Genomic DNA, 16639 nt, shown 5'->3' with positions numbered 1-16639 from the left:
CTGCATGCCTCTAGAATGCAGCCCCAGCGCGCAAGTACCGGGCTGTGCCGGTTGCGCGGAACCTGATTCGATCAGGCGCAGCAGTTGACGCGCCGCCCCAGCATCTGAGGACTGTCCATGAGCACCATCAGCAACACGCCCTACGCCGAACTGGAAGTCGGCCAGCAGGCGAGCTTCGAAAAACACGTAGAGGAAAAGGACATCCAGCTGTTCGCGGCCATGTCCGGCGACCGCAACCCGGTCCACCTGGATGCCGAGTTCGCGGCCGGTACGCTGTTCAAGGAACGCATCGCCCATGGCATGTTCAGTGGCGCGCTGATCAGCGCCGCCGTGGCTTGCACCATGCCGGGCCCGGGCACCATCTATCTCGGCCAGACCATGAAATTCACCCGTCCGGTGAAGATCGGTGACACCCTGACCGTGCGCCTGGAAATCCTCGAGAAGCTGCCGAAGAACCGCGTGCGCATCGCCACCCGCGTGTTCAACCAGAACGATGAGCAGGTGGTCGATGGCGAGGCGGAAGTGCTCGCGCCACGCAAGCAGGAGACCGTAGAACTGAAGGAGTTGCCGCCGATCACCATCGGTTGAGCATCCCTACGTTCATCGCCTCGCCGTTCATGGAGGGGCAAACCGAGGGCGCCTGATTGGCGCCCTCTTCATTTCCAGCAATCCCTCCGCCTGCCCGGCACAGGCGACAAGCAGAACGCCATTACGGCCTTGGCCTACGCCCCGAGCAGTTCCCCAACGGAGGATGCGTATCGGATACCCCGCGCCGACCATCCAGCGAGCAGTACAAGAAGAACAACAACGGGACCCTCACCCATGCTCACTCGCTCGATCGCTTATCGGCGCCTGGCGGCGCTGGCCCTTGCCGGCTTCTCGCTGGCCACGCAATCCGCTTCGGCTACCCCGCTCGACCCTGGCCCCGACGAGGCCCTGCTCTACTATCAGCGCGCCGATGGTGACTACAACGGTTGGGGTCCGCACCTGTGGAACACCACCGACTGCAGCGGAAGTGCGACTGAAACCAGCTGGGCGCAACCGCTCGCGGCGGTGGATACCGACCCGCGGTACGGCGCCTTGTACCGCATTCCACTGAGCGCCAATGCCAGCTGCCTGAATCTGATCATGCACAAGGGCGACGAAAAGGACCTGGGCGGTGGCGACCTGACCTGGCGCTTCGACGAACTGGGCCGTCGTGTCTTCACGGTCAGCGGCAACCCACAGCTGTCCAGCACGCCGCTGAACGGCAGCGCCGTGGCGATCAAGGGCGCGCGGGCGCACTGGCTCGATCCATTCACGCTCGCTCTGGTGGGCGGTGCGCCGGGCGCCAGCCGCTTGGAACTGCGCTATGCCAGCGACGCCAGCATCCGCATCGACAGCGAGGCGCGAACCGTCAGCGGCGGGCAGACCCTGGCGATGCAGCCGTCCAGCCTGCGCAATGGCCTCAGGCGCCGGCACCCGCATCTGGTCGATACCCCCGCTTACCGAATCACGGCAGGTGTGAAAGACATTCGCCGCGCCGTGATGAGCCAGCTGGTGGTAATCGCCTATGACGCGGACGACCGGGTCATTGATGCCACCGAAGTGCAGGCCGCCGGCATCCTCGACATGCTGTTCGCCTACAACGGCAAGCTGGGCGCGACGCTCGATGCCAGAGGTGTGTCCTTCAAGCTCTGGGCACCGACCGCACAGCGGGTTCGCCTGCACGTATTCGATGCCGCCAAACAGCTGCTGCCCGGTTATCCAAAGTCTATGCGGGAGCGGCTCGGCGTCTGGAGTCTGGAAGGCCCGCGCTCACTGGATCGCCAGTACTACCAGTACGAAGTCACCGCCTACCGACCAAGCAGCGGCAGGATCGAGACGACGTTGGTCAGCGATCCCTACGCCCTGAGCCTGTCGCGCAACAGCCAGTACGCCCAGGTCGTCGACCTGAACGCCGGCGACCTCAAACCAGCCGGCTGGGATGCCGTGCGTCCGCCACACCCGGAGCGCCCCGAAGCGAGCGTGATCTACGAAACCCATCTGCGCGACTTCAGCGCCAGCGACACCAGCCTGCCGGCCGCGCTGCGCGGTACCTACGCAGCGTTTACCCACCAGAACAGCAACGGCATGCGGCACCTGCGCGACCTGCAGAAGGCCGGGCTCACCCACGTGCAGCTGCTGCCGGTGTTCGACATCGCGACCATCAACGAAGACCCCGCTCGGCGGATCAATCTGGACGACCCCTTCGCCAAGCTCTGCGACCTGTCGGATGCGGCCCGGGAGCGCTGGGCGCAGTACTGTGGCGCAGCGAGCATCCGTCAGGTGCTAGAGGGCTTCGACCCGGCCAGCGGTCAGGCGCAATCGCTGTACGACGACCTGCGCGGCCTGGATGACTTCAACTGGGGCTACGACCCCTTCCACTTCACCGCGCCCGAGGGCAGCTACGCCAGCGATGCCGAAGGCGTGCAGCGCATCATCGAGTTCCGCCAGATGGTGCAGGCCTTGGCCGGCAATGGCCTCGCCACGGTGATGGACGTGGTCTACAACCACACCAACGCTTCCGGCCTGGCCGACAAGTCCGTCCTGGACAAGGTCGTACCCGGCTACTACCACCGCCGCAACCCGACTACCGGTGCGGTGGAAACCTCGACCTGCTGCGAGAACACCGCCAGCGAACATCGCATGATGGCCAAGCTGATGATCGACTCGCTGAAGGTCTGGGCCCGCGACTACAAGATCGCCGGCTTTCGCTTCGACCTGATGGGTCACCATATGCGCGAGCAGATCGTCGATGCGTATCGCGCCGTTCGCCGCATCGATCGCGACACCTATCTCTACGGCGAAGGCTGGGAATTCGGCGAGGTTGCCGGCAATGCACGCGGCATCAATGCCAACCAGCTGAACATGGCTGGTACCGGCGTAGGTACCTTCAACGACCGACAACGTGATGCAGTCCGTGGCGGCAGCCCCTTCGACGGCGGCGACAGCATTCGTCGCAACCAGGGCTTCGCCAACGGGCTCTATCTGCGACCCAACGAGCTGAGCGGCGCCGGGGCTCAGGAAAAAGCGCAACTGCTGCACGCCACCGATTTGATCCGCGTCGGCATTGCTGGCGGGCTACGCGACTTCCAATTCGTGACCGCCGACGGCAGCACGCGCAAAGGCAGCGAGATCGACTACAACGGCCAGCCCGCCGGCTATACGCTGGACCCGCAGGAAACCGTCAATTACGTCTCCAAGCACGACAACCAGACGCTGTGGGACAACAACCAGTACAAGTTGGCCAGCAGCCTGTCGGTTGCCGACAGGGTGCGCCTGCACATGGTGGCGCTGTCAGTGCCGCTGTTCAGCCAGGGCGTGCCGTTCATCCATCTCGGCTCGGACATCCTGCGATCGAAGTCCATGCAGCGCGACAGCTACGATTCGGGGGACTGGTTCAATGCGGTGGACTTCAGCTATCAGGACAACAACTGGAACAAGGGCCTGCCGCGCGCGGACAAGGACGGCGACAACTGGCCGCTGATTCGCAGGATCATTGTCGACCCGCAGGCCAAACCGGGCACCACCGACATCGTCGCGGCGAAACGACGTCTCCTCGAGCTGCTGAAAATCCGTAGCGACAGCGCACTGTTCCAGCTCGACAGCGCCCGCGAGGTGCAACGGCGCCTGCAGTTTCACAACACTGGCCCCGAACAGCAGCCCGGCGTGATCGCCTTCAGTCTGGCCGATGGTCCGCGTGACGGCCGCGATCTGGACCGCCGCTACAGCTCGCTGATGGTGGTGATCAATGCCTCGGACAGGCCGGTTCGCCTGCCGGGCGCGGACGGCTACGAGTTGCACCCGGTGCTGAAGGGTTCGGTCGACCCGATCAGCCGCCAGGCCAAGGTCACTAGTGGGGAGTTCGAGGTACCGGCGTTCACGACGATCGTGTTCGCCCAACCTCAGGCACGTCGGTAAATCGCGCGCAAAAAAAAAGGCGACCATAGGTCGCCTAAATGCCTTGCGTGCTCTTTGAATCTGCCGGGAATCGCTTACTTCTTGTGCGCATCCCGCCAGATGAAATATCCGAAGCCTCCGAGGAAGGCGACCATCAGGCCGACCGTGACCACCCCTGCGAGCACCACATCATCGACAAACATGAGACCTACCTCCGAAACCTGATTCGCTATTCGATGGGTTCAAGTTAAACCCGCTCCCCCCTAAAAAAATTGACCCGGGTCAATGGCCACAAAGCAGCGCGCACAGCCGTGAGCAACGACTGATCCAGGTCAAGAAAACAGGGGTGTTTGAGGCGAAAAACGGCAGGGCAGCAGCAGACGTGTGGTGAGAGCCGAGCGGCTAATAGCGAATCGATCTGTGCAATGTTGAAGGGGGGCGCGATTAACGCTTCTTCGGAGAGCGTTTGCCCTTCTTCTTCGCCTTGCCCAGCGGCAGGACCTGCTCGAAGGTCTTGCGCATCTCCTCGAGGCGCTTGTCGTTGAGGTCGTGAATGCGCTTTGCGCGCTCTGCACTGAAGTCGATCAACTTCTCGTCGCTGCTCATTTGCTCGGCCTCGTCTCGATAAGGCGGAAGGTCAAGTTGAGGCGCGGCTGCAGCACCTTGCTGGTCCGCGCGATCTGGTGTTGCCAATGATGCTGCGTCGTGCCCCTCATGACCAGCAGCGAGCCATGTGCGAGGACGAGCGAGTGTTGAATCCGCGCACTGCCCTTGCGCCGCAGATCGAAGCGCCGCTCAGCGCCCAAACTCAGCGAAGCGACAGTGGGGCAATCGCCCAGCTCGGGCTCATCGTCACTGTGCCAGCCCATGGCGTCGCGCCCGTCGCGATACAGGTTCAGCAACACGCCGTTGAAGCGCTGACCGGTCTCGTGCTGCAGACGCTCACGGATGTCGCGCAACAGCGGTGTCCAGGCCAGCGGATCATGTCGTAGGCCGGAATAGCGATACCTGGCGTCCGCGTCGCCGTACCAGGCGACCATGCGTGGTACTGCAACCTGGCGGCCATAGATTCGGATTTCGGGCTGCGACCAGGGCGTGGCGCTGACGAGCTTCTCCAGCCAGGCATCGGCGGTTTCGCTGTCGACCCACCCCGGGTAGTAGTCCAGTGCGGCGTCCGGCAACTCGATCGATGAAGCGTGGCTCGGGTCGTTCGTGAACACCTCAGACCTCGACGTCAACCCAGAGTCCCTGGCGCGGCAGCTCTTCGAGCTCGGCCTGGTCCTGCTCATCAGTCTCTCCGGTCGCCAGTTCCTCCGGGGTATAACCCCGGCGCTGACGCCGCCGCTGCTCGTCGCGCAGCATCTCGGCGCTCTCCTGCGGATGACGTCGGTCGAGGGTAACCGCACTTTCGTCCGGGCTCGGCTGCACGGGTGCCACCGGTGCGATCTCCGGGCGCGGCTTGACCACGTCCTGCTGGGCGTTGACCGGGAATACGCCTGATGGGATGGGTGGCAGCATGCTCGTTACCCCTCTTTACCGATGAATCGGCGCGGCACCGGCCAACTTTAACAGGACCGCTACACTTCATGCGTCACGCAGTCGCCATCGGCCGTCGCTCTGCTGGCGACGTTCCGTTACCATAGCCGGCTTTTTCACAGCGGGAGGCAGCATGGCGCAGCAGTATCTACCGGGGCAACGCTGGATCAGCGACAGCGAGGCAGAACTCGGCCTCGGAACCATCCTGACCCAGGATGGGCGGATGCTCACCGTGCTCTATCCGGCGACCGGCGAAACGCGCCAGTACGCGACACGCAGCGCCCCACTGACGCGGGTGCGCTTCGTGCCCGGTGACGAGATCACCCATTTCGAAGGCTGGAAGATGACCGTGCGCGAGGTCGACGACGTCGACGGCCTGCTGGTCTACCACGGCCTGACCGCGCAGAACGAAGCCCGCACCCTGCCGGAAACCCAGCTGTCGAACTTCATTCAGTTCCGCCTGGCCAGCGACCGCCTCTTCGCCGGGCAGATCGACCCGCTCGCCTGGTTCAGCCTGCGCTACCACACCCTGCAGCACCAGAGCGCCCAGCTGCAGTCCTCGCTATGGGGCCTCGGTGGCGTGCGTGCGCAGCCCATCGCGCACCAACTGCACATCGCCAAGGAAGTCGCTGACCGCATCGCCCCCCGCGTACTGCTGGCCGACGAAGTGGGCCTGGGCAAGACCATCGAAGCCGGCCTGATCATCCATCGCCAACTGCTCTCAGGCCGCGCCAGCCGGGTGCTGATCCTGGTTCCGGAAAACCTCCAGCACCAGTGGCTGGTGGAGATGCGCCGCCGCTTCAACCTGGAAGTCGCACTGTTCGATGCCGAGCGCTTCATCGAGAGCGATGCCAGCAACCCGTTCGAAGACACCCAGCTGGCACTGGTATCGCTGGAATGGCTGAAGGAAGACGAGCGTGCCCAGGACGCTGCCTTCGCCGCAGGCTGGGACGTGCTGGTAGTGGACGAAGCGCACCACCTGGTCTGGCACCCGGAAGGTGCCAGCGCCGAATACAAACTGGTCGAACAGCTGGCCGAAGTGATCCCCGGCGTGCTGCTGCTGACTGCAACTCCGGAACAGCTCGGCCTGGACAGCCACTTCGCCCGTCTGCGTCTGCTCGATCCGAATCGTTTCCATGACCTCGATGCCTTCCGCGCCGAAAGCTCCAGCTACCAGCCGGTGGCCGAAGCCGTGCAGGAGCTGCTCGACGAGGGCCGGCTCTCGCAGCAGGCACACCAGACTATCCACGATTTCCTCGGCGCCGAGGGCGAAGCCCTGCTGGCCGCCGCCACCGATGGCGACATCGAGGCCAGCAGCCGGCTGATCCGCGAGCTGCTCGACCGTCACGGCACCGGCCGTCTGCTGTTCCGCAACACCCGTGCCGCCGTGCAGGGTTTCCCGGAGCGCCAGCTGCATCCCTATCCGCTGCCCTGCCCGGCCGAATACCTCGAACTGCCGCTGGGCGAGCATGCCGAGCTGTATCCGGAGGTGGCCTTCCAGAGCCAGCAGGACGACGGCGAGGCGAGCAACCGCTGGTGGCAGTTCGATCCGCGCGTGGAATGGCTGATCGACACCCTGAAGATGCTGAAGAAGTACAAGGTGCTGGTCATCTGCGCCCATGCCGAGACCGCCCTGGATCTGGAAGACGCGCTGCGCGTGCGCTCCGGCATTCCGGCCACGGTGTTCCACGAAGGCATGAGCATCCTCGAGCGCGATCGCGCCGCGGCCTACTTCGCCGACGAGGAGTTCGGCGCGCAGGTGCTGATCTGCTCGGAAATCGGCAGTGAGGGCCGCAACTTCCAGTTCAGCCACCATCTGGTGCTGTTCGATCTGCCGGCGCACCCGGACCTTCTCGAGCAGCGCATCGGCCGTCTCGACCGCATCGGCCAGCAGCACACCATCCAGCTGCACGTGCCGTATCTGGAAACCAGTCCGCAGGAACGCCTGTTCAAGTGGTATCACCAGGCACTGAACGCCTTCCTCAACACCTGCCCGACCGGCAACGCCCTGCAGCACCGCTTCGGACAGCGTCTGCTGGGGCAGCTGGAAGAAGGTGACGACGACACCTATCAGCTGCTGATCGACGAGGCCCGCGCCGAGCGCGAGCGTCTGGAAGCCGAACTGCACAGCGGTCGCGACCGTCTGCTGGAACTCAATTCCGGCGGCGGCGAACAAGGCAAGGCGCTGGTCGAAGCCATCGAGGAGCAGGACGACCAGTTCGCCCTGCCGATCTATATGGAGCAACTGTTCGACGCGTTCGGTATCGACAGCGAAGACCACTCGGAAAACGCCCTGGTACTGCGCCCCAGCGAGAAAATGCTGGATGCCAGCTTCCCGCTGGGCGATGACGAAGCCGTGACCATCACCTACGACCGTGAACAGGCCCTGGCCCGCGAAGACATGCAGTTCCTCACCTGGGAACACCCCATGGTGCAGGGCGGCATGGACCTGGTGCTGTCCGGCTCCATGGGCAACACCGCGGTCGCGCTGATCAAGAACAAGGCGCTCAAGCCGGGCACCGTACTGCTCGAGTTGCTGTTCGTCAGTGAGGTGGTGGCGCCGCGTGCACTGCAGCTGAGCCGCTTCCTGCCGCCGCTGGCGCTGCGCTGCCTGCTCGACGGCAACGGCAACGACCTGGCCTCGAAGGTGGCCTTCGATACGCTCAACGATCAGCTGGAAAGCGTGCCGCGGGCCAGCGCCAACAAGTTCGTTCAGGCCCAGCGCGACGTGCTGGCCACCCAGATCGCCGCCGCCGAAGCCAAGATCGCGCCCCGCCACAGCGAGCGCGTTGCCGAGGCACAACGCAAGCTCAAGGCCGGCCTGGAGGAGGAGCTGGCGCGACTGGTAGCCCTGCAGGCAGTCAACCCGAGCGTGCGCGACAGCGAGATCGAAGCCCTGCGTCAGCAGCGCGAAGACGGCCTGGCAGCACTGGAAAAGGCGGCCTTGCGATTGGAGGCAATACGGGTGCTGGTCGCCGGCTGAGCCGGCAGCGCTTTGCCCGTGTGTCCTGAAGGCGGTGTCCAACCCATCCGTTCAGGTCAACGCGCCAGCGGTTGGACCACCTCGTTCCCGACCTGAACGAGGTGGTCCGCGCTTCCCCGAGAACGGCCTCGTCGAGGCGTGCTCCTATTATTCCGATTCCTTACGCGCGATACGCCAGTACGCCCCGACCCGCTCCGCCAGCGCCTTTGGCGGTTCGGCATACAAGCGGCGGCCCAGGCGCAGCGCGCGCTGTTGCAACTGCGCCCGCCGCTGTTCGATACAGCGCTGCACCGCTTCACGGGTATCCGCTGTACCGAACAGCTCGGGCTCGCCCTGCATCAGCTCAGTCATCACCGCCAGGTCATGGTCGTCGCCCAGCGCGTCGGCGACCTGCTTGAGCTGTTCCGCGCGAGTTTCCAGCGCATCCGGCCAGCACGGAGACAGCAGCTGGCAGTGATACCAGTGGTCCTTCACCCGCTTGCGCCATTCGTGAAGCAACTCATCCGAGTCCGCCTTTTGCGCACGTGCGAGATCCCGCACACCGTCGGCATAGGTTCGCCGAAAGCCCGCGGCGAGCAAGCCGAAGCCTTTGCCCGGCAATTTCCAGTGCTGCACGTCTCGAGTCAGTGCGCGCAGGTCACCCAGCACCTGCGTCACTTCCACGTCGAAGCCGGTATGCACCTCACCATCCGGCGCGGCGCGCTGCTGCAAGCGCAGACGGATCTGGCGGAACGCATCGCTGACGAACAGTGGCTGATCGGTGCGCGCCAGGGCGTCCCAGCTTTCCAGCATGGCGGCGGCATCGCGTGACTCGGCCAGGCGTCGTCCGGCATCGCGCAGCCGACGATTGTCGACGCTGAAACGCGCACCGAGCGGTTCACGCACCAGCCGCAGCAGCGCGCGCAATTCCTTGAAGCGCTTGCGCGCCTGGTGCACGCCCTCGGCCCGCTCGGACGGCTCGACACAGAGCGCCTGGATCGCCTTGTTGATGCGCCCCAGCGCGGCCTTGCGCACCTCTTTGGCAGCATTGCGCGCTGGGCGTATTCGATAGGCCATTTGCGTTATCCCTCAATGACACGCTCCGCTGGAGCATCCGTATTGAGACCCGCACGCCACGCCGGGTGTTATTCCGGCAATGTGAAGATTTGTGTCAGCAACGCCGGGATTCCATTTCAACCGTAGCGCTTGCGCGCCTCGATGGCCAATCCGCTGCCGATGCTGCCGAAGCGATTGCCTTCCACGTGCCGCGCCCGAGGCAGCAGCCCGGCAACGCTGTCGCGCAGTGCAGGAATGGCGCTCGAGCCACCGGTGAAGAACACCGTATCGACCTCATCATGGCGCACGCCGGCATCCGCCAGCAGCTGATTGATGCTGCCACCGATACGGTCAAGCAGTGCGGCGATGGCGCCTTCGAAGCCCTGGCGGGTCAGCTCGACCTGCAGTTGCGGCTCGATACGCTGGAAGTCGATGGCGAACTGCTCCGCCTCGGTCAGCTCGATCTTGCCCTGCTCCACCTGCATCGCCAGCCAGTGTCCGGCGCGCTGCTCGATCAGGCGGAACAGCCGGTCGATACCGGTGGGGTCGACGATGTCGTAGCGCATGCTCTGCAACGCCCGTAGCGAGGCCGGCGCGTAGACCGCATTGATGGTGTGCCAGGTGGCCAGGTTGAGGTGGGTGCTGGTCGGCATCGGTGCGTCGCTCTTCATCCGGCTGCCATAGCCGAACAGCGGCATCACCCCGCTCAGGCTGAGCTGCTTGTCGAAGTCGGTACCGCCGATGTGCACGCCGCCGGTGGCGAGAATATCAGCCTGTCGATCATCGACGTCCCGGCGCTCGGGCGACAGCCGCACCAGCGAGAAGTCGGAGGTACCGCCGCCGATATCGACAATCAGCACGCGCTCTTCGCGTTCGATACGCGACTCGTAATCGAAGGCCGCGGCGATCGGCTCGTACTGGAAGGACACGTCCTTGAAGCCGATCTTGCGGGCGGCAGCGGCCAAGGTGTCCGATGCCTCGCGGTCGGCCTGCGGGTCGTCATCGACGAAAAACACCGGCCGCCCCAGCACGACTTCCTCGAATGGCCGGCCGGCAGCCGTTTCGGCGCGCTGCTTGAGGGTGCCGAGGAACAGGCCGAGGATTTCCTTGAACGGCATGGCGCTGCCGAGCACGGTGGTTTCGCTTTTCAGCAGCTTGGAGCCGAGCAGGCTCTTGAGCGAACGCATCAGGCGGCCTTCATAGCCCTCCAGATATTCGCTCAGCGCCTGCCGACCGTAGACCGGCCTGCGCTCTTCGAGATTGAAGAACACCACCGACGGCAAGGTCGGTTGCTCGCCTTCCAGCGCGATCAGCGGATCGACGCCGGGGCGCCACCAACCAACCGTGGAATTCGAGGTGCCGAAGTCGATGCCGCAGGCGCGGGCGGATGAGGCGTTGAGCATGGCGTGTTCCACGGGTACTGAAAAAACGGCCGCGCAGTGTAAAGGAGGCGGCCCGCCGATGCAGGCCTATCGTCGGTTAGCCCTCGATGGCTTTCTCCAGACAAAAAAATGCCCGGCCATCGCTGGTCCGGGCACAAACCCCATAACGCAAACGTATCAGGCAGGCACCGCCTCCGCGCCGGGCGCATCGGCCGTCATCCCGGCAGTCATGCGCTTGGCATCGGCACAGAAGGTCCGCGATGCCTGGAACAGGAACAGCATGGTCAGCAGCAGCGACGCCGGTATCAGATACATCGCCCCGTGCAGACCCTCGGCACGGAAGGCCTCGGCCATCTCGCTGGCGCCCGCTGCCAGCATCGCCCCTTCGGCGAAGTGGTCCGAGAGCAGCCCCACCACTACTGTCCCCATGCCGCCGCCCAGCAGGTACAGGCCAGCGAAGAACAGCGCCATGGCCGTGGCCCGCAGACGCGGTTCGACCACGTCCTGAATTGCCGTGTAGACGCAGGTATAGAAGTTGTAGGAGAACAGCCAGCCAATGCTGAACACCGCGACGAACATGCCGACCTCGATGCGGCCGGCCAGCAGCGCATAGCCGGTTGCGATGGTCGCGATCAACATGCTCACAGCGGCGAAGATCAGGCGACCACGGGCGTAGCGCTGGTGGATACGGTCAGCGACCCAGCCGCCCAGGGTCAACCCGAACAGGCCGGTCAAGCCGACGATCACGCCGGTGGCGACCGACGCCTGTACCAGCGAGACACCGTGATAACGCATCAGCAACGGCACCATGAAGGCGTTGCAGGCATAGGTGGCGAAGTTGAATGCCAGGCCGGCCAGCACCAGCCACCAGAAGGTGCGAATCGACAGCACCTTGCGGATCGGCTGCTGCACCGGCTCCTGGGAAACCTTGACGGTCTCGGCGGCGCCGCGCTTGGGCTCCTTGATCAGAAAGATGAACAGCGCCAGCACCAGGCCGGGCACCGCGGCGATGAAGAAGGGCGCACGCCAGCTGCCGAACGCTTCGACCATGGAACCGATGGTGAAGAACGCCAGCAACAGGCCCAACGGCAGGCCGAGCATGAAGATGCCCATGGCCCGGGAGCGCTTGTGCGCCGGAAACAGGTCGCCGATCAGCGAGTTGGCGGCGGGCGCGTAACTGGCCTCGCCGATGCCGATGCCCATGCGCACCAGCAGGAAGCTCCAGAAGTTCCAGGCCAGGCCGTTAATCGCGGTCAGGCCGCTCCACGCGGTGAGCCCCCAGCCCATGATCTTGCGCCGCGAACCGAGGTCCGCCATGCGCCCCAGGGGCAGCCCGGCAATGGCGTAGACGATGGTGAAGGCGGTGCCGATCAGGCCGAGCTGGAAATCGTTGAGGCTCCACTCCAAGCGGATCGGCTCGGCGATGATCGCCGGTATGGTGCGATCGAAGAAGTTGAACAGGTTCGCCAGAAAGAGCAGAAACAGCACGCGCCAGGCGTTGGATGCTTGGGTGGAAGGCTGCATGACGTCGGTCTCGATTGTTCTTATATTCCGGCCGCAGACCAGCCGGGACTCGACCATGACTCTAGAGTCTGTGCCTGATCCTGTCTCCGAACATCACCTTCGCTTATGCCCCGCGATGGCTCAGCGCCCGCGCCACTCGGCCAGCCAGCCCAGGCCGGCTTCGGTGCCCTGCTCCCCCGGTTTGTATTCGGCGCTCAGCCAGCCCTGGTAGCCGCTGGCCTGCAAGGCCTGCAGCGCTGCGCCGAAGTCCAGCTCACCACTACCAGGCGCGCCGCGGCCCGGGCAGTCGGCGAACTGCACATGACCGATGCGCTCGCCCAGCCGGGTAATGCAGCTGGGCAGGTCCAGCTCCTGGCGTGCCATATGGTAGAAATCCAGTTGCGCCAGGCAGTTGGGGTGATCGACGCGCTGCAGCAGAGCCTCCAGATCCGCCGCGCTGTTGATCAGAAAGCCTGGCATGTCGAGCGGGTTGATCGCCTCGCAGAGCACACGGATGCCGAGCATGTCGAAGGCGTCGGCGGTCTTCCACAGGTTGTGCTCAAGCGTCTCCAGCGCCAGCTCGCGGTCGACGCCCTCGGCGAGGCGGCCCGGCAGCACGTTGACACTGGCCGGTCGAACCATCAGCGCATAGGTCAGCGCCTCCTGCAGAGCCGCGTCGAACGCCTCCTGCCGGTCCGGCACCGCCGCCAGGCCTGGTCCGCCCTGCAGCAGATCGCCGGCGGGCAGATTGATCAGCACCAGCGGCATGCCGGCGCGCTCGAGTTGCTCTTTCAGGCGAATGGCCGGCACTTCGTACGGAAACTGGATCTCCACGCCATCGAAACCGGCGGTGCGGGCGGCGAGGATGCGTTCGGCAAGCGGCAGCTCGGTGAACAGCAGCGATAGATTGGCGGCGATCTTCATTGGTCGCCCTCCCGGTACATCTGCACCAGCGTGGCGGGGTCGCGCTCCAGATTGCCCTGGCTGCCGTGCAGGCGCATCAGCTGCGCGGCCAGGCCGCTCAAGGGCGTCGCCGAACCCTGCTCACGGGAGAGTTTCACCGCAGTGTCCAAGTCCTTGAGCAGGGTGCGCACGTGCCATTTCACCGGCTCGAACTCGCTCGCTGCCATCTGCGGGGCAAGAATCTGCAGCGGCCTGGAATCGGCGAAGCCGCCGGCCAGCGCCGGTGCCAGCAGGCTGGCGTCGACTCCGGCACGTTCGGCCAAGGCCACGACCTCGGCGATCACCAGCGCATTGCAGGCGACGATCATCTGATTGCAGACCTTCGTCACCTGGCCGGCGCCGACCCCACCCATATGGGTAAGGCGCTGGCCCAGGTTCATCAGCACCGGCCGTACCCGCTCGACATCCTCGGCGCGTCCGCCGGCCATGATCACCAGGCTGCCGGCTTCCGCGCCCAGCGTTCCACCGGAGACCGGGGCATCGACCCAGCGCATGCCACTGCGAAATTCCAGCTCGGCGGCCATGTCGCGGGTTGCCGTCGGCTCCAGGCTCGAGTGATCGACCAGCAGCTTGCCGGCCTTGCCGCCTTCGGCGATGCCGCCCTTGCCGAAAAGCACCTCGCGCACAGCGGCGGTGTCGGCCAGACACAACAGCACAATGTCGGCCTCGGCACAGAGCTCGGCGGGCGTCGCCACCGCCCTGGCCCCCAGCTCTACCAGCGGCTGGCACTTCTCGGGCGAGCGATTCCACACCGCCAGGCGATACCCCGCCGCCAGCAGGCGTCGACACATCGGCAGGCCCATCAGGCCGATACCGGCAAAAGCGAGGGTTGGCAGGTCGGACATGAGGCGGCTCCTTGACGAACAAGGTCGTGATTCTAGCGCCGCACCGCCAGGAACGGCCAAACGATGTACCTCCCTCGCCCCTCAACTGCTCAATGCTCCCTTACTGCTGCCACAATGCCACTGTGACCGATCCAGCAAATTGCCCGACCAACCGGAACGATCCGCCGTCGAGCGCCTCTGAAGGAGGCCCCGGGGCATCGCCTCGCGCAGACCCATCCGCTCAACGCACGCCTGCCCTTGGCAACGCGCGTGCATCAGAAGACATCGCAGGAAACAAGCAATGGATTTAATTCAGATCATCGTCCTGGCCATCGTGCAGGGACTAACCGAGTTCTTGCCGGTATCGAGCTCGGCTCATCTGATCCTCTTCCCGCACCTGGTGGGTTGGGACGACCAGGGACTGGCATTCGACGTGGCGGTGCACCTCGGCACCCTGGCCGCAGTGGTCTGGTACTTCCGCCTGGAAGTCTTCGGCATGACGCGCGACTGGTTCGCATCGCTAGCCCGCCGCGAGCGTGTCGGTGACAGCCGGCTGGCCTGGGCGGTGATCCTTGGAACGGTTCCGGTCGGCATCGCCGGGCTGCTGTTCAAGGACTTCATCGAAGTCCAGCTGCGCTCGCCGCTGGTGATTGCCTGGGCGACCATCGGCTTCGGTCTGCTGCTGTGGTGGTCGGACGTGGTCAGCCGGCGAATCCCGCAACCGCGCGACGAGCACAGCCTGAACTGGAAGGACATCTTGTTGATCGGTTGCGCCCAGGCGCTGGCGCTGATTCCCGGCACCTCGCGCTCGGGCGTGACGATGACCGCCGGGCTGTTGCTGGGCCTGTCGCGCTCCGGCGCAGCACGCTTTTCCTTTCTGCTGTCGATCCCGGTGATCGTGCTTGCCAGCGGGCTGAGCACACTCGACCTGGTGGAAGGCGGGGTAGCGGTTGACTGGACGGCGATGGGGCTGGGTGTGGTGCTGTCGGCGGTGAGTGCCTACCTGTGCATCCACATCTTCCTGAAGTTGCTGGAGCGCGTCGGCATGCTGCCGTTCGTGATCTACCGCTTGATCCTCGGTGTGGTGCTGCTGGTACTGTTCGCCGGCGCCTGAGCGCACCTGCTGATACGTTGAACGCCTTGCCGCGGCTTGCGATCCCTCGCGCTGCCGCGGCGCTGGCCGGAGCGAGGACGCCCAATCAGCCCTGAGGCAGGTCGATCAGCAGTGGGCCGAGCAGGACAGCTGCGATACGCGCCTCGGTGAACATCTTCTCGGTCAAAGGCACGCTGCGTATTTCCGCACTGCCAACAGGTTGCGCCTGAATTCGCGCTACCTCTCTGAACGAGTGACCATCTGCCCAGACCATGGTGGACTGACGCTTCTTATCGCACTTCACATTCGCTTCCTTTGCCTGCGGGGGTGGCACATTGCACATATTCGGCCACTACAGATCACTTAGGTTTGGGGCCTGAAAAAAGTTCGTCGTGTTACACGATATTTCTGCAATGGAAATGTGCCAGAAGCGCTCCAAGCGTCCCTGTGCAGCTTTCCCTTGGCGCCACACGCCTGCCACGCTCTATAATCCGCGCGCTTTTTCCGCTATTGAACCGGAGAACCCTCAATGCTGAAGCGCTCCCTGGCAGCCGTCGCCGGCCTTGCCCTGTCCCTGTCTATTGCTACTACCCACGCCGCTGAAACCCTGCGGGTTTCCGCTATCCCCGACGAAGCCCCGACCGAGCTGATTCGCAAGTTCAAGCCGCTGGGCGAATACCTGGAACAGCAGCTGGGCATGCCGGTGAAGTTCACCCCGGTATCGGACTATGCGGCCGTGGTCGAATCCCTGGCTTCCGACCGCCTCGATCTCGCCTGGCTGGGCGGTTTCACCTTCGTCCAGACGCGCCTGAAGACCGGCGATGCGATCCCGCTGGTGCAGCGCGAGCAGGACGAGCAGTTCACCAGCAAGTTCATCACCGCCGATCCGGAGGTGAAGTCACTGGCCGACCTGAAGGGCAAGACCTTCGCCTTCGGCTCCGTGTCGTCGACCTCAGGTAGCCTGATGCCGCGCTACTTCATGCTGAAGGACGGCATCCAGCCGGAACAGTTTTTCAAGCGCATCGCCTACTCCGGCGCCCACGATGCCACCGCCGCCTGGGTCGAGGCCGGCAAGGCCGACGCCGGCGTGCTCAACGCCTCGGTGTGGGACAAGCTGGTCGCGGCCGGCAAGGTCGACACCGACAAGGTCCGCGTGATTTCCACCACTCCGCCTTATTACGACTACAACTGGACCGTGCGCGGCAACCTCGACCCGGCGCTGGTCGAGAAGATCAAGGCTGCCTTCCTCGCCCTCGATCCGGCCAACCCGGAGCACAAGGCGATTCTCGATCTGCAGGCTGCTAGTCGCTTTATCGAGACCAAGCCGGAGAACTACGCCGGAATCGAAGAAGCCGCGCGCGCCGCCGGCCTGCTCAAGTGATGCCGCGTAAGCGCCAGC

Annotated in this window: 15 protein-coding genes; 5 read left to right on the top strand and 10 right to left on the bottom strand. The window is 64.6% G+C overall.

Annotated features, from left to right (window positions below; translation table 11 throughout):
* The first annotated feature begins 117 nt into the window (after positions 1–117).
* Both LLJ08_RS05830 and pulA read left to right on the top strand, forming a co-directional pair.
* A complete protein-coding gene (locus LLJ08_RS05830; protein WP_014821189.1) occupies positions 118–588 on the top strand; it encodes a MaoC family dehydratase in 471 nt (156 codons plus the stop codon).
* A 234-nt stretch (positions 589–822) separates the two neighbouring features.
* Entirely contained in the window at positions 823–3942 is a 3120-nt protein-coding gene (gene pulA / locus LLJ08_RS05825) for a pullulanase-type alpha-1,6-glucosidase (RefSeq protein ID WP_228208432.1), read from the top strand.
* 74 nt (positions 3943–4016) lie between these two features.
* On the opposite strand, the gene ccoM is transcribed toward pulA, so the two are convergent.
* From ccoM to LLJ08_RS05810, 4 genes are all read right to left on the bottom strand, one after another.
* Positions 4017–4124 (bottom strand): cytochrome c oxidase subunit CcoM, encoded by a 108-nt coding sequence (gene ccoM / locus LLJ08_RS21020; protein WP_023444473.1) that lies wholly within the window; start codon positions 4122–4124, stop codon positions 4017–4019.
* 241 nt (positions 4125–4365) lie between these two features.
* Positions 4366–4527, bottom strand: coding sequence for a hypothetical protein (locus LLJ08_RS05820; RefSeq protein WP_014821192.1), 162 nt, complete (start codon positions 4525–4527; stop codon positions 4366–4368).
* Positions 4524–5141: an alpha-ketoglutarate-dependent dioxygenase AlkB family protein gene (locus LLJ08_RS05815; RefSeq protein WP_228208431.1), complete on the bottom strand. Its 618-nt coding sequence runs from the start codon at positions 5139–5141 to the stop codon at positions 4524–4526. Before LLJ08_RS05815 ends, LLJ08_RS05820 begins: the two co-directional genes overlap by 4 nt.
* A gap of 1 nt (position 5142) precedes the next feature.
* A complete protein-coding gene (locus tag LLJ08_RS05810) occupies positions 5143–5439 on the bottom strand; it encodes an aspartate-semialdehyde dehydrogenase (protein ID WP_090521698.1) in 297 nt (98 codons plus the stop codon).
* 151 nt (positions 5440–5590) lie between these two features.
* Between LLJ08_RS05810 and rapA the strand changes: the two genes are divergently transcribed.
* The gene (rapA, locus tag LLJ08_RS05805; RefSeq protein WP_046620658.1) at positions 5591–8440 is read left to right on the top strand and encodes an RNA polymerase-associated protein RapA; all 2850 of its coding nucleotides are present in this window, start codon (positions 5591–5593) and stop codon (positions 8438–8440) included.
* Positions 8441–8587: 147 nt separating this feature from the next.
* Here rapA and LLJ08_RS05800 read toward each other — a convergent pair whose 3' ends face one another.
* The 5 genes from LLJ08_RS05800 to LLJ08_RS05780 all read right to left on the bottom strand — a co-directional run bounded on the left by LLJ08_RS05800 (position 8588) and on the right by LLJ08_RS05780 (position 14168).
* The gene (locus LLJ08_RS05800) at positions 8588–9496 is read right to left on the bottom strand and encodes a CHAD domain-containing protein (protein WP_090521602.1); all 909 of its coding nucleotides are present in this window, start codon (positions 9494–9496) and stop codon (positions 8588–8590) included.
* A 116-nt stretch (positions 9497–9612) separates the two neighbouring features.
* Positions 9613–10878, bottom strand: a complete 1266-nt coding sequence (locus LLJ08_RS05795) for an Hsp70 family protein (protein WP_023444477.1) — start codon at positions 10876–10878, stop codon at positions 9613–9615.
* A 156-nt stretch (positions 10879–11034) separates the two neighbouring features.
* The gene (locus LLJ08_RS05790) at positions 11035–12381 is read right to left on the bottom strand and encodes a spinster family MFS transporter (RefSeq protein ID WP_023444478.1); all 1347 of its coding nucleotides are present in this window, start codon (positions 12379–12381) and stop codon (positions 11035–11037) included.
* A gap of 120 nt (positions 12382–12501) precedes the next feature.
* Positions 12502–13284 carry a hydroxypyruvate isomerase family protein gene (locus tag LLJ08_RS05785; RefSeq protein WP_101274668.1) on the bottom strand — a complete coding sequence of 261 codons (783 nt, stop codon included), beginning with the start codon at positions 13282–13284 and terminating at the stop codon, positions 12502–12504.
* Positions 13281–14168, bottom strand: a complete 888-nt coding sequence (locus LLJ08_RS05780; protein ID WP_228208430.1) for an NAD(P)-dependent oxidoreductase — start codon at positions 14166–14168, stop codon at positions 13281–13283. Before LLJ08_RS05780 ends, LLJ08_RS05785 begins: the two co-directional genes overlap by 4 nt.
* A 280-nt stretch (positions 14169–14448) precedes the next feature.
* On the opposite strand from LLJ08_RS05780, the gene LLJ08_RS05775 reads away from it, so the two are divergent.
* A complete protein-coding gene (locus tag LLJ08_RS05775) occupies positions 14449–15261 on the top strand; it encodes an undecaprenyl-diphosphate phosphatase (RefSeq protein ID WP_041013244.1) in 813 nt (270 codons plus the stop codon).
* 85 nt (positions 15262–15346) lie between these two features.
* On the opposite strand, the gene LLJ08_RS05770 is transcribed toward LLJ08_RS05775, so the two are convergent.
* Positions 15347–15544 (bottom strand): hypothetical protein, encoded by a 198-nt coding sequence (locus tag LLJ08_RS05770; RefSeq protein ID WP_041013243.1) that lies wholly within the window; start codon positions 15542–15544, stop codon positions 15347–15349.
* Positions 15545–15769: 225 nt separating this feature from the next.
* Between LLJ08_RS05770 and LLJ08_RS05765 the strand changes: the two genes are divergently transcribed.
* Positions 15770–16621, top strand: a complete 852-nt coding sequence (locus tag LLJ08_RS05765) for a putative selenate ABC transporter substrate-binding protein (protein ID WP_041013242.1) — start codon at positions 15770–15772, stop codon at positions 16619–16621.
* The last annotated feature ends 18 nt before the right edge of the window (positions 16622–16639 follow it).

The organism is Stutzerimonas chloritidismutans, assembly GCF_020783375.1.
Taxonomy (GTDB): Bacteria; Pseudomonadota; Gammaproteobacteria; order Pseudomonadales; family Pseudomonadaceae; genus Stutzerimonas; species Stutzerimonas kunmingensis.
The sequence above is the reverse complement of the archived record's forward strand: the minus strand, read 5'-3'. Positions and strand labels throughout refer to the sequence as shown.

What these genes read in the sequence shown, in the direction of transcription:
- LLJ08_RS05830 (WP_014821189.1), top strand. Translation starts at nt 118, where the DNA reads ATGAGCACCATCAGCAACACGCCCTACGCCGAACTGGAAGTCGGCCAG.
- pulA (WP_228208432.1), top strand. Translation starts at nt 823, where the DNA reads ATGCTCACTCGCTCGATCGCTTATCGGCGCCTGGCGGCGCTGGCCCTT.
- ccoM (WP_023444473.1), bottom strand. Translation starts at nt 4,124, where the DNA reads ATGTTTGTCGATGATGTGGTGCTCGCAGGGGTGGTCACGGTCGGCCTG.
- LLJ08_RS05820 (WP_014821192.1), bottom strand. Translation starts at nt 4,527, where the DNA reads ATGAGCAGCGACGAGAAGTTGATCGACTTCAGTGCAGAGCGCGCAAAG.
- LLJ08_RS05810 (WP_090521698.1), bottom strand. Translation starts at nt 5,439, where the DNA reads ATGCTGCCACCCATCCCATCAGGCGTATTCCCGGTCAACGCCCAGCAG.
- rapA (WP_046620658.1), top strand. Translation starts at nt 5,591, where the DNA reads ATGGCGCAGCAGTATCTACCGGGGCAACGCTGGATCAGCGACAGCGAG.
- LLJ08_RS05800 (WP_090521602.1), bottom strand. Translation starts at nt 9,496, where the DNA reads ATGGCCTATCGAATACGCCCAGCGCGCAATGCTGCCAAAGAGGTGCGC.
- LLJ08_RS05795 (WP_023444477.1), bottom strand. Translation starts at nt 10,878, where the DNA reads ATGCTCAACGCCTCATCCGCCCGCGCCTGCGGCATCGACTTCGGCACC.
- LLJ08_RS05790 (WP_023444478.1), bottom strand. Translation starts at nt 12,381, where the DNA reads ATGCAGCCTTCCACCCAAGCATCCAACGCCTGGCGCGTGCTGTTTCTG.
- LLJ08_RS05785 (WP_101274668.1), bottom strand. Translation starts at nt 13,284, where the DNA reads ATGAAGATCGCCGCCAATCTATCGCTGCTGTTCACCGAGCTGCCGCTT.
- LLJ08_RS05780 (WP_228208430.1), bottom strand. Translation starts at nt 14,168, where the DNA reads ATGTCCGACCTGCCAACCCTCGCTTTTGCCGGTATCGGCCTGATGGGC.
- LLJ08_RS05775 (WP_041013244.1), top strand. Translation starts at nt 14,449, where the DNA reads ATGGATTTAATTCAGATCATCGTCCTGGCCATCGTGCAGGGACTAACC.
- LLJ08_RS05765 (WP_041013242.1), top strand. Translation starts at nt 15,770, where the DNA reads ATGCTGAAGCGCTCCCTGGCAGCCGTCGCCGGCCTTGCCCTGTCCCTG.